At 37.9% G+C, this 13341-nt stretch carries 4 protein-coding genes; all 4 read right to left on the reverse strand.

Annotated elements, in window-relative coordinates; translation table 11 throughout:
• Positions 1-11: 11 nt before the first annotated feature.
• Genes F1381_RS00070 through F1381_RS00085 form a run of 4 tightly spaced genes read right to left on the reverse strand, consistent with a single transcriptional unit; the run spans position 12 to position 13315 of the window.
• Positions 12-1178 (reverse strand): archaeosine biosynthesis radical SAM protein RaSEA, encoded by a 1167-nt coding sequence (locus F1381_RS00070; RefSeq protein WP_187355111.1) that lies wholly within the window; start codon positions 1176-1178, stop codon positions 12-14.
• Positions 1179-1214: 36 nt separating this feature from the next.
• Positions 1215-2477 (reverse strand): ACP S-malonyltransferase, encoded by a 1263-nt coding sequence (gene fabD, locus F1381_RS00075; protein WP_151732796.1) that lies wholly within the window; start codon positions 2475-2477, stop codon positions 1215-1217.
• Between the two features lies 1 nt (position 2478).
• A complete protein-coding gene (locus tag F1381_RS00080) occupies positions 2479-9360 on the reverse strand; it encodes a non-ribosomal peptide synthetase (RefSeq protein WP_187355112.1) in 6882 nt (2293 codons plus the stop codon).
• Positions 9361-9370: 10 nt separating this feature from the next.
• Positions 9371-13315, reverse strand: a complete 3945-nt coding sequence (locus tag F1381_RS00085; protein WP_151732798.1) for a non-ribosomal peptide synthetase — start codon at positions 13313-13315, stop codon at positions 9371-9373.
• Between the last annotated feature and the right edge of the window lie 26 nt (positions 13316-13341).

Consider the following 13341-nt stretch of genomic DNA (forward strand, 5'->3'; position numbering starts at 1 on the left):
ATTTCCCCTCCTTAAAACAGTTTGGTTTCTTCAGAGTTGAAAAAGTTGGATATTACTTCAATTCTTTGTTGAAACGGCTCATAGGTTTTGTTACATTCATTTTCCCATTCCGCTTTGCAATCACACGTTAAATTATTGAGTACAGATATATCAAGGGTACGATTATATTCACGTATTTTATCTAATACGAATTGACTGCATTCGTCACAGTTGTAGGGCACTTGCGTCGGTGAGGGAAAAAACTGAAACAATCCAATCACAAGTTTGCCCAAGTGTGCTGTTTGCTTCGCAACTTCAACCAGACTCCATAACCAGGCCGGAGTAAAATGACCATGGTCATAAAGATATTGAACCAATGTATAATCCTGAATTGTACATGCTTCCAGCGAAACTGTGCAGCTTCCTGTTGCAAATGCATGCTTTATAGTTTGAATGGCCATTTCCACACCCTCTCTCTCTGTCAAAAAAGGAGGCTTAAGCATCACATATGTTCTTAATCCAAGATCAAACTTCTGTATAAGCTGCGCTTTTTCATTATAGCTTTTTAAATTAAACCCTTTATTTATACAAACTCTTCTCAAATAATCATCAACCATTTCAAGCCCAACGGCTACTTCGACCTTTTTATCCGGCACCAAAACTTTTAACTCTTCCAAAACTTCTGAATTTATGTATTCTGGTCTGCTTTCAACAACCAGCATGCGGATATGCTGATTTTGGTTAATAAGTTTCAGTATTTCCCGTCTCGCATTCTCAGGGATTTCACGATTATTAAAGAATGATCCGTTATTATACAGATTTAAAATTGGGAAATTAGAAAAATCAATACGATAAAATTCATCTTTAAATTGGGTGAGAATATCATTTTCATTCAAAGATTCATCATCACGTGTTTGTTTTGCTAAGTGCCCGCATACTGTACAACCATTTCCCGATCTTAATGCCCATTCACAGCCATTAGTCAGTAGATACATCACTGCTCTGTTCACATTATGGCCATCTAAATTCTCTTCCCTTATATCTGTTGGAGTAGGTACTCGCGATAGATTATAATCCTGGCTAGGAATACCTGAGTGGATACGTTCCATAACCTGCCCCAGAAAACGATAGTAACGGGACCCGTTAAGGGCTCCCTGTATATTCAAGGTTTCTAAATTAGCTGTCCATTGTTTATTCATTTTAAATCTCCCCATCATTGATTGTCGGCAAATATTTTATTTTCTTTTAAAAAAACCCAATTCGCTACAGGCATTATGCAGTAATTCATATGTTCCTGTTTCTTCAAAGATTTGAATGTAGCGTTCTTCTTGTTCAACAATAGATGTACCTTTGGTATCAAATATTTGCTTTAATAGGCGCAAAGCACTTATGCATTCATCTAGAGACGGTTGATTTCCCTTCTTTTCAAGTTCTTCAAGCTGTAGTTGAATTTTTTTATATGGGACAATAACGCCCTGTTCATACTCATTGTTTGACCAATTGTTGTTCTTAGTTGAAACTGCAACCGCTAAACATTTAATGATCACACCAATAGTGTTAAACGCGCTTACTGATGGAGCTGAGACTCTCTTCAAATCCAAATAATCATTTTCTATATCAAACGAATATGCTTTTACTAATGGCTGGTTTTTGGTCATCAATTTCGTTAAAACATTTTTCGGGCCAATCTCTATCGCATATTCAACATCTTGACCAGCGATATATGCCATAGATTGTTGCCATCTGACAGGTTCAAGCATTTGTGCCGATAAATATTGAGCTATCTTGGACTCTTCATAAGGCAGTCCGGTAACATTAGATATGACCGGCCATTTCAATTTCAAATACTCAATTTGCTCCAGCGCCCTCAAAAACTTAATAGAGGCAGGCTTCATATAAGGGCTGTGAAATGGCGCTCCAACCTTTAACGGAATTACCGTAGCACCCATTTGTTCAAACAATTCACCAATTTTTTTAATATCTTCCTCGTTACCTGATATAACGGTCTGATCGTGGGAGTTATAATTTGAAACAACCACCGAAGGATTTATTGCTGCGCATGTTTCCTCTACTACCTTTGCCGGAAGGTCTGTAATTGCCAACATCGAGCCTTGTGTAGCATCCGCTGCTTCTTGCATAAAAGTCGCTCTATTTTGTACCAGCTTTAGCCCGGCAGGAAAGCTTACGGCTCCGGAGCATACCAAAGCTGAGATTTCCCCTAAGCTATGCCCTGCTGAACAGACCGGTTCCACCCCTATTTCCTCCATATAAACATGGAATGCCGCTATGCTTGATGTGAAAATTGCAGGTTGGGCATACAGTGTTTTGGTTAATTCCCCAATGTTTCCTTCAAAACAAAGCTGGCTTAGTCCATATCCAAGTAAATCATCAGCCTCTTCGAACACTCTTTTGGCTGCGGAATAGCCGGTGTACCATTTTTTAGCCATTCCTATATATTGAGAACCTTGCCCCGGAAACAACAATGCGTATTTACTCATATTATTCGTCCTTTCCTATCGAGTGTATTGCCTCTAATAAATAGTGATGGAACCTGCTGATAAATCCCTCAACTTTAACTCTGTTTATCCTGTTACCATTAAAGAGGCAACTGATATCAATCTGTTCCGCTTTTTGATCCACACTAAATCCAAAATCTAATTGTTTCGACAACTCCAATCCCAATTTAATATCGTTAACAAAGAATGGAGCTATTTCCGCGTTGTTATTCTTTATCAATAAATTCCCAATATTAACTTGAGGGTATAGCATTCTTTTATCTGTCCTGCATTCCTTCACTTTGTACTCGACATATTGCAGATATTCATTAAAATCAACAAAAGAATAAAGCTGAAAATCCACAGTACTCAGCAAATCGCCAGATTCAACCGGAATCTGGACTGTAACGTCCACGAGTTCAGCAAGATCTGATATAGAATAAACAAATATGCTTAGAAGGAGCATAAAGAGTGATTCTGTGCTGCCATGCTTAAAATCCATTAATCTTGAATAAATTGCATCTTTTAATTGAAAACGTATGATCTCATTCCCGGAGCAGTCACTGTTTGTTCCAAAAAAATCTTCTGGAAAACGAACCATCTTGATTAATCCGATAGGTAGGTTCTTTTCTGATTTGACTTTGATTAATTCTGCCAGTCTTTCGATGGTCGGATAGCCAAAAATGTCTCCTACTTCAATAACTCCCGGATAGGTATCTTCTATTCTCCGGTACATTGAAATGACAAGCAGCGAATTCCCGCCAAGGTCAAAAAAATTATCATGAACACTGATGTTCTGGATATGAAGTAGTTCCTTCCAGATTTGAAGTACAAACCTTTCTGTATCAGTAATCGCCGTCTGGTGCTCGACCACACTTACAACATCGTTATTAATTGGCGAGGGAAAAGCTGCTTTGTCGATTTTCCCGTTAATGTTAAGTGGAAATGTATCCATTTGAAAGAAATAGGACGGGATCATATAGTCCGGCAGCAGTCCAGACAAATAATTACGGATAATAGCAGGTTTCACTGTGTGCCCGCATACATAATACGCAACAAGCACACTCCCCCGGTTCTCTATATGCTTGGGAATGACTACACAATCCGTGATTCCTTCAAATAGCAAGATTACTTTTTCAATTTCAACCGGTTCAACTCGGAATCCCCTAATTTTGATTTGATCGTCCTTTCTCCCCAATAACATGATATTTCCATCGGGAAGCCATTTAGCGATATCTCCCGTCTGATACATTCTGCTTGAAGGATAAAATGGATCCTCCACAAATCGGCTTTCTGTTTCTTCAGTGTTTACATACCCCCTAGCAACACCTACCCCAGCTATGAACAACTCCCCGGGAACACCCACAGGTGTAAGTTTCCCACTGCAGTCGAATATATATGTTCTATAATTGGGCAGAGGTTTTCCGATCGGTAATATATTACCTGCAAATGCGTCATTAGCTTTATATAATGTTGTGTTTATTGTAGCTTCTGTGGGGCCGTATATATTAAAAACAGCCTCAGCCCGAAAAACCCGGCGAATTTTTTCGTATAACTGTTTGCTAAACATTTCTCCTCCAAGGATAATGTAACGAAAACTAAGAGTTAAAGCAGGGTCCTGTTGTTCTGCAAGCGCATGGATATATGTTGGGACAGCATTCAATATATCGATATTGTTAAGGTAAATATACCTTGTCAGCATTGGCGGTGATTGAATCATTTCGCTGCTTGCTAAATATAGAGTACCGCCTGATAATAATGGCATTAAAATTTGTTGCACAGAAACATCGAACCCGAATTTGGCTAGCAGGATATGCCGGGTAGTTGGGCCTAGTTTTAATTTTTCGCATTGACCCTGAATTTGATTAATTAGACTTATTTGTTCTATCATGACACCTTTGGGTAACCCTGTAGAACCCGAAGTATAGATCATATAAATCAGATCATTCGGCTCAGTCTCGATCTGTTCAGCGGTTAAACATTTAATATGGTTCTTTTTGTATTCCAGCCTCCAAATATTCTCGTATTGCAAACCATTCGGAATCTCCCCTTGCACTAAGAGATATTGTGAATTACTGTTCTTCAGAATGGTTTGAATCCTGTCAACCGGCAGATCATGCGCAATCGGCAAGAATACTCCGCCAGCTTTTATTATCCCGAGTACAGCAATAACCATTTCAATAGAATAATCTGCCAGGACTGCTACAATATCTCCCCTTCTAATGCTCCATTTATTCAGTTCATGAGCGATCTTATTCACTTCATCATTTAGTTCTTCGTACGTTAATTTCTCTTCATTAAAGACCAGTGCATTATTGTTCGGGTATTTATCAACAATTGCTTCAAACCAGCTTTTAATGGAGGCCGGGCCAGAATATTGAACAGACGTTTGATTAAATACATCCAGAATTTCACGTTGTTCCATTTCAGACAGCATCTCTAACTGTCCAATACTAAGCTCAGGGTTACGGGTAACAGATTCTAACAAGTGGATATAATGGGAATATAGCTTTTCAATCGTTCTATGTTCGAATAATGCGGTGCAATATTCTATTTCTATAATGAAATCATCTGCCTCCGGAATTACTGTTAAAGTAATATCAAAGCGGGATGTTTGAGACTGATAAGCAAGCACATTTATTTCAATATCTTCCATCGTTAGATTTGGAAAATCCATGTTCTGGTAAACAAACATTGTATCAAACAATGGACTTTTACTCAGATCCCTGTTTATATGCAGCCTCTCCACCAATTTTTCAAATGGATAATCACTATTATTAAATGCTTCTAACGTTGTTAGCTTAACTTCAGCTAAAAACTCTATAAATGATTTTGTAAATGATGGACGATTTCGCAGAGCCAGAGTATTCACAAACATTCCAACCGCAGATTCTAATTGGAAATTTGATCGGATAGAAAAGGGGCTCCCAACAACAATATCTTCTCTTCCTGTATACTTGGCCAACAAGATATTATAGGTTGCCAGAAAGATCATAAAGGGTGTTGTTTTCGTACTTGATGCCAAATAAATCAAATTACGTGAAAGGCCTTTGTCGATTGTTGCTCTGATTTTTTTTCCAGCTGTGACCTTATGGAGAGGCCGTGGAAAATCCGTACATAAATCAAGAGGAAGCATTTCATCACAAAATTGTGTTAACCAATACTCCTCTTGCTTTTGTATATTCAAAATCCCCATGTTGTTCCGCTGCCATTCAGAGTAGTCTTTATATTGAAGCGCGATTGGAGATAATTGAACCCCATTGTATAGACTGACCAGTTCGTCCAGTAAAATAGCATAAGATGTACCATCTATAACCAGGTGGTGAATATCAAACAGCAAATAATATTTATTATATTCAGTCTGAACTATGCCGATTCGATAGAGCGGATACGCCTCAGTATCAAAGGGCTGTACAAAGCTACTAATGATATCATCTATGTTCTCGTTATGCTCAACCCACTTAAGAATTGTGAATGGTACCGGGGAGTGATGTATCCGTTGCATCGGCTCTCCGTCGACAAATTGGATATATGTTCTCAATATTTCATGTCTGTTTACTAAATCATAGAATGCATGCTCCAGCTTGTGCATATCCAACGGCCCATTAAGCCTCAAAATGAGCGGGAGATTATAGCTGATGTCGTTTTTATTGAATTGGCTTAGAATAAACAGTCTCTTTTGTTCGAATGACAAATGATAGCTATCTTTTGGAGCGGCAGGTTTTATTTCCGAATATACAGATGGCTTTTGTGTTTGAATTAGTTTTGCCAGATTCTTAATGTTTTGTGCATCAAAAATATCCTGAAGCGTTATCTTAATATGAAACTCTGAATGGATTCTTACTGATAAAGTTAATGCCTTTAAAGAATGTCCTCCTAAGTCAAAAAATGAATCCCTTGTGTTTATAGAATCACGCTGTAAAATCTCCATCCATAACTCCTGAAGCTTAAGTTCATATTCATTTTCAGGTAAGTAGCTTACTAGATTCATTTCAGTATTTAAGTTAACCTCTACTTCAGAAAGAGCATTACGATCAAGCTTTCCATTCGGAGTGACCGGCAATTGGTCTAACTTAACATAATAAGAGGGAATCATGTAAGAAGGCAAAAAAGCCCTTAAAAATCTACTGATATCAAACATTTCCATACTTTTTTTTGTTGCAATATAGGCTAATAAGTAAGACTCCTGAGTATTAGGATTAGTCCATACTGTTACAACAACGTCATCTACATCTTCATGCTTTTTTATTTGATGCTCGATCTCACCGCACTCTATTCGATAGCCTCTGATTTTAACCTGAAAATCTTTTCTGCCTGCATATATAAGTTCGCCATTAGGCAACCATTTTGCATGATCTCCGGTTTTATAAAGCAGTTCATCAGGTTGGCCCGGATGAAGAATAAATTTCTCTGCGGTTAAATCCGGCTTATGCAGATAACCCCGGGCCAAACATTTACCTGCAATATATAATTCGCCCGTTATTCCTGCTGGAACAAGTTGCATTTCTTCATTTAAAATATACACCCGTATATTGTCTAAGGGCCTGCCCAACGTAATTTCCTCTTCATCTGTTAAATCTTTGACGGTAGCCCAAACTGTTGCTTCAGTCGGTCCGAATGCATTAAATATTCTGGCACTGGAAGCTGCCTTTAATTTATTCAACAGTTCTGGAGGAAAGGGTTCACCTCCAACAATGATCGTCTTTAGACTCACCAATGACTGTAGAAAAAGCTCATTATCCAGCATTAACTTTAGTCTCGTCGGAGTGGCTTGCAGTATTTCGACTCTGCTTTCTTGTATTAGTCTAGATAGGTCAGCCGTGTTTAAGTGTTGACTCTCATTTGCAATATATACCGTTAGCCCTTTTGTGAGTGGAAGAATCGTTTCCAGTAAAAAAATATCAAAGGACATCGTTGTAAGCGCAAGAATACTTTGATGTGACCTAATGTTTATTTTATTTGACATGGATTCAGTAAAATTGAACATCGCTTTATGCTCTACCATAACTCCCTTAGGATTCCCCGTGGAACCGGAAGTATATATGACATAAGCCAGATCATTTTCAAAAATCCTTACCGGATCTTGGACAGTGGCAACATCCCTATACGAAGACACAAGTTTATCTACAAAAACAATATTCGAGTATTCTTCAACATCATCTTTAATATCTGAATGGGTTAAGACAAGTGAACATTTGCTGTCATTTAGGATATATTTCATACGTTCTTTCGGAAGAAGCGGATCGATTGGAAGATACACACCACCAACTCTTAATACGGATAAGATGGCAACGTACATATCAAAGCCACGTTCAAATATGATACCAATAATATCTCCGCGCTTTACTTTGTGCTCAACCAACCTTGAGGATAATTGAAGAGTTCTGTTATATAGCTCCAAGTAACTAATGCTCTCTTCATTATATTTTAGGGCAACATGATGAGGAGACTGATTAACTTGTTCCTCAAATAATTGGTATGTATCTTTGAAATGATAGATTGCCTCAGTTCTATTAAAATAGTTATGAAAAGAAGATTGTTCTTTTTCAGTACAAATTTCTATGTCTTTAATCAACTTATCTTCGGCATCTACAATTTGGCTGGACATATATTGTAAATGCTCTCCGATTTGCTGCATCTGTTGACTCGTATAATTACGTGCATTATAAGAGAACTTTATTGAAAAACTACTACCGGGAATAACTCTTACACACAAATCATATTCGGTTTGTTCGAGCTCATGGACATTGCGTAAGGAAATACCTTGATCATGAAGCGCATTGGTCGCACCAATTTGATTTTGTAACGGAATATTATCAAATATGAATATATGATTAAACAAATCACGTTTTAGCTCTGTTGACGCCTGGATATCTGCAAGTTGGCAGTAATGGTACGAACTCGACTCTATTTCATGTTTTTGTATCTCACCGAGAACTTCTGTGAATTTTTGTTGTTTTTCATACCTCACCCTTGCCGGAACAGTATTAATGAATAATCCGACAATTTTTTCAACACCATCCACTTCGAATGGTCTTCCAGACACGACTTTCCCGAACACTGCATCGTTGGAATTATTATATTTACACAGCAGGATTCCCCATAAGGCTTGAAATAAAGTACTCATTGTAATCTTATATTTCTTCGTTAAATTCACAAGTCCTAAGGATTGTTGTTCATCAAATACGTATAAAGTTTCTTCAAGCTGATACTCCCTTTGAGACCCGCCATTTACGGACCCCGGCACAGATACTGGAGAATGATATCCGGCAAGATACTCCTTCCAAAAGTCATAACCCTGAGAAAGGTTTTGCTCTCCAATCCAGTCAATGTAATTTTTGTAGGTTGCAACCGGTTGTAAAACAAGCTGACCGCCTTTACTCATTACGGAGTACAGTTCCAGTAATTCCTGTACTACAATATTAAAACTCCATGCATCACTGACTATATGGTGAAAGCTGAAGACAATTTCGTACATTTCCTTATCTAGTTTGATTAAGGACAATCTGATCGAAGTTTCCCGTTGCAGATCAAAACCCTTTTTACGGTCCTCTTCTAAAAAGGCAGAAAGATATTCCTCAATTTCCGTTAAGGACAAATTTGATATATCCTCAACTTTTACATTTCCAGTCCAATGTTTAATGACAACCTGTTTTGGTTTTTGTATTTTATGAAACACAAATAATGTCCGGAAGACATCATGTCTATCTACTATTAGTTGAAAGCATTTCTCAAATAATTCACAATTGAAATCTCCTGTTATTGTAAACCTTATTTGTTCAAAATAGGTCTGCGAACCGGGATTTTGAATATAATGATACAATATACCTTCCTGTAAAGGGGATAAGGGATAATAATGGACAATATCTGTTGATTTTATCTTCATATGCCTCTCCCTATTCATCATCTATTTCATTCATTACATTTAATATGTCTGCTAACTCTTCATCAACAACATTATGCTCCATATCCTGAATCATACTCTGCAAATGCTCCAGCATTGCGGCGACCAAACCAGCTATTGTAGTTTCTTCATATTCATGCTTATTGTAATGAATGCTAAACATAAGGGAGCCATTAATGATTGCAACCTCCACCTCAAGAGAAAACAGTCTTGTGCTGTGTTTACTGACCGAATTCATATCCGGCATAAATACTACCTCACAAAAATCACCCAAAGCCTTTGTACTTATTTGCCCCAAGTAGTTAAAACATATCTCCGGTTTTATTTTGCTCAACTGTTTTTTGTCCAAACGGGGACTGGAAATATATTTTAAGATGTTAAAAGTTATCCCTTTATTCGGAATTCGTTGTCTTTGGCTTTTCACTGCCAGAATTCTATCTGATAGATTATTTGAACGCTCTGACATGTCAAGAATTAAAGGATATGAGGATGTAAACCAGCCTACTGTTCGGGAAATATCAATATCTTCGAATATCTCTTCCCTACCATGGCTTTCTACAACGATGGCAACCCTATCTGTTCTTGCCCAGTCACTGATCGTCATGCTCAATGCCGCAATTAGAATATCGTCAATATCAGCGTCAAAATACTTGCAAGCCTGTTTCAGCAATAACGCCGTTTCATCTGTATTTAATTTCTCTGTTATTGTCCGGATATCGATGACCAGATTCTGACTAATCTCATTCCATTTTGGTAAAGGATTTATGGTTGGAAAGCTTGTACATTCCCAATAGTCTCTGTCACGGATGATAATATCCGACGTGGCAAACTCCCGCAGTTTATTGGCCCAATCCCGGTAAGAAGTGGTTTTACCTTGAATCTCGAACGGCTGACCATCCATAAGATGGGAGTATCCTATTGAGAAATCTTCTAATAGAATTCTCCAGGAGATACCGTCAGTGAGTAAATGGTGCATAATGACGGCAAGATAATCGCCTTCCATAGTTCTGATAATTCCAATATTAATTAGTGGCCCTTCACTTAAATTTAGTGATGCTTGAAGATCCTTTAAGATTTCTTGAACCTTCAAAGATTTATTCTCCATATTCTCCAAATAAAACTCATGCAATCCATAATTACATGAATCCATACTCTGAACGGTCTGTACGATCTCTCCCTCAGAGCCTGTAGAGAACACTGCTCTTAATATGTCATGATGCTCGATCATACGTTTGAACACATTTTTTACGATTGTGCTGTTAAAACCGTCTTTTCGGAACAATAGGACCGATTGATTCCAGTGATGCCTCTCTGACTTAACCTCATCAAAAAAATACATTTGCGAAGGAGTGAGCGGTATTTCTCCTAAAACAAGCGCAACTTCTTTTACATCATGACTCGTTTCGATATATTGACTCAAAGCAGCTATTGTTTGATGCTCAAATATATCTCTCACTTTAATTTTTCGTTTATGCTTTAATAATCCTGCCGATATTTGAATGGCTTTTATAGAGTCGCCTCCAAGATCATAATAATTACTGTAGATATTGATGGACTCGTCTCCAAAAACATCATGCCAAATGCCTATCAGCAATTCTTCAGTTTCATTGCGCGGCTTCGACGAATCAATATCTGAAATACTCCGTTCCACATCATTGGTCTGGAAGGGGGCGGGCAACAGCTGATCATTAATTTTTCCATTTGATTTCAAAGGGACTTGATCAATTTCTATAAATACATTTGGTACCATATATCTCGGCAGTCTAGATGCAGCATATTCCCTCAGTTCATTATGTTTTATGACATTATTAGCGACATAATATGCACAAATTATCAGCTCACCCTTATGATCAGTTCTCTGCAACACAACCGTTTCAGTAATCACTGAATTTTGCCGCAAAACACTCTCAATTTCCCCTAATTCAATCCGTCGGCCAGCAATCTTAACCTGCTGATCTTTTCTGCCGATGTATTCAAGATATCCATTTTCGTTCCAACGGACCAAATCACCGGTTTTATATATTTTCTCCTCCGGAATGAAGGGATGATTAATAAATCGTTCATTTGTTAGTGAGGAATTGTTAATATATCCCCTGGCAAGACCTGCTCCAGAAATATACAGTTCACCTTGTACCCCATAAGGGACCAGCTGTTGATGTTCATCTAAAATATATACACGGTAATTCATTAACGGTTTGCCTATTGGAATCGAGAGGTCCTCCTCCTGCAAAAGCTTACAGTCAAAGTAAGTTCCGTTAATTGTACACTCCGTAGGACCATAAATATTATAAATTTCCTGAATCATAAACTTATCTTTAATTCTCTTGTACAACGATACCGGAAAGACCTCTCCAGCTAACATCAATACACGAAGACTAAGCTTGCCTTTTTCTGTATTTAGCAGATAACTCATCATAGAGGGAACCACATTCAGTATAGAAACACGTTGATATATTAAATATTCAATTAATTTTTCTGAATCCGTCTTTAATGCTTCCGGAATTAAATGCAATTGGCCACCTGATGTCAAACTTAGAAAAATATGCTTGACAGAGGCGTCAAAGGTGTAGGGTGCAATTAAGGCATGGCGATCAGCCGGGTTTACCTCAAACATAGTTTGAAGCCCTATAATCTGATTTACTACACTTGTATGTTCAATCATGACACCCTTGGGATTTCCGGTTGTTCCAGAGGTATAAATGATATATGCTAATTCTTTGGAACTCACGGACTGTGAAAGATTAGGGATTTCCTCCTCTTCAGTACCTGTACATGGTATATCCATGATATCAACCGATACATCCCGGTATGCATTTACATCCAATAATTGATTGGTAAGCATTAGAGAAGTATTACTATCTACCAGTAAGTAATTAATTCTTGCTTGAGGGAATGCGGGGTCTATGGGAAGATATGCCGCTCCAGTTTTTAGTACTCCTAAAATACCAACTATCATTTCTATGGAAACATCCGCCAAGAGGGCTACGATATTACCCGGTCCAATACCTTTATGATGCAATTTCCAGGCCAGATCATTAGCTCTCTTATTGAGATCTCTATAAGTAATATGATTTCCCTCGAAGCATACCGCAATGCCATCTTGATGCTCTCTGACTTTATCCTCAAATAAAGAATGCAGCGTGACATTCCGGGGATAGACAAAATCAGTATTATTAAAATCATATAATAATAGTTTTTTTTCACTGTCAGTCAGAATATCAATTGTTCTTAACTTAGTGTTTGGCGTCATGCTGACTATACTTAGGAAGGTTGATAGATGCAGTAAAAATCTGGAGATAAACGCTTGGCTATATTTTAATTCATTATACTTAACCTCCACTTTAATGCTTTCTTCTATTATTTGGATAGAAAAAATAACATCTCCTTCAACAGACCCCTTGGAACAGATTTCTTGGATAGCATCCATTACAACTAATGTATGTACATATGGATATGCATCCCAGGACTCTTTTACAATTTCCTTCATAGATAAGAAAGAAACATCCTGATACTTAATAGCTTCGGCCAATACCTCTTTCACATCAAACAACAGCTCTTTGAAGCTTCTCTCATCATCCAATGAAATAATAACGGGGAGAATTTCAGCTTCGTTACTTTCCGTACCAGTTTTAAACACGGGCATCCCAAATAAAATCCTGCTGACATCCGGACATCCATTATATTTATGCATCAAGAAAGCGATGGACGTTAAAATGTAGGTATATACTGCAGCAGATCCTCTGTTACATGCATTTATTATTTTTGCACTGTCGATACTGCTAATCATACAATTTTCCACCGCATACGAAGGAGATGACGTGATCACTTGATCGGAAGTGTTTGTAACGGTCGTCACGTATAACTCCTCCCGAAAACGTTCGGTCCAGAAACTCTTTGCAATATGATTTGCTAAACGTGTATTAGTCCTAGTAACCATCTGCCATCTTCCCTCCAAACCATTAC

This window comes from Paenibacillus tengchongensis, from assembly GCF_008973665.1.
In the GTDB taxonomy this organism is placed as follows: Bacteria; Bacillota; Bacilli; order Paenibacillales; family Paenibacillaceae; genus Paenibacillus_AQ; species Paenibacillus_AQ tengchongensis.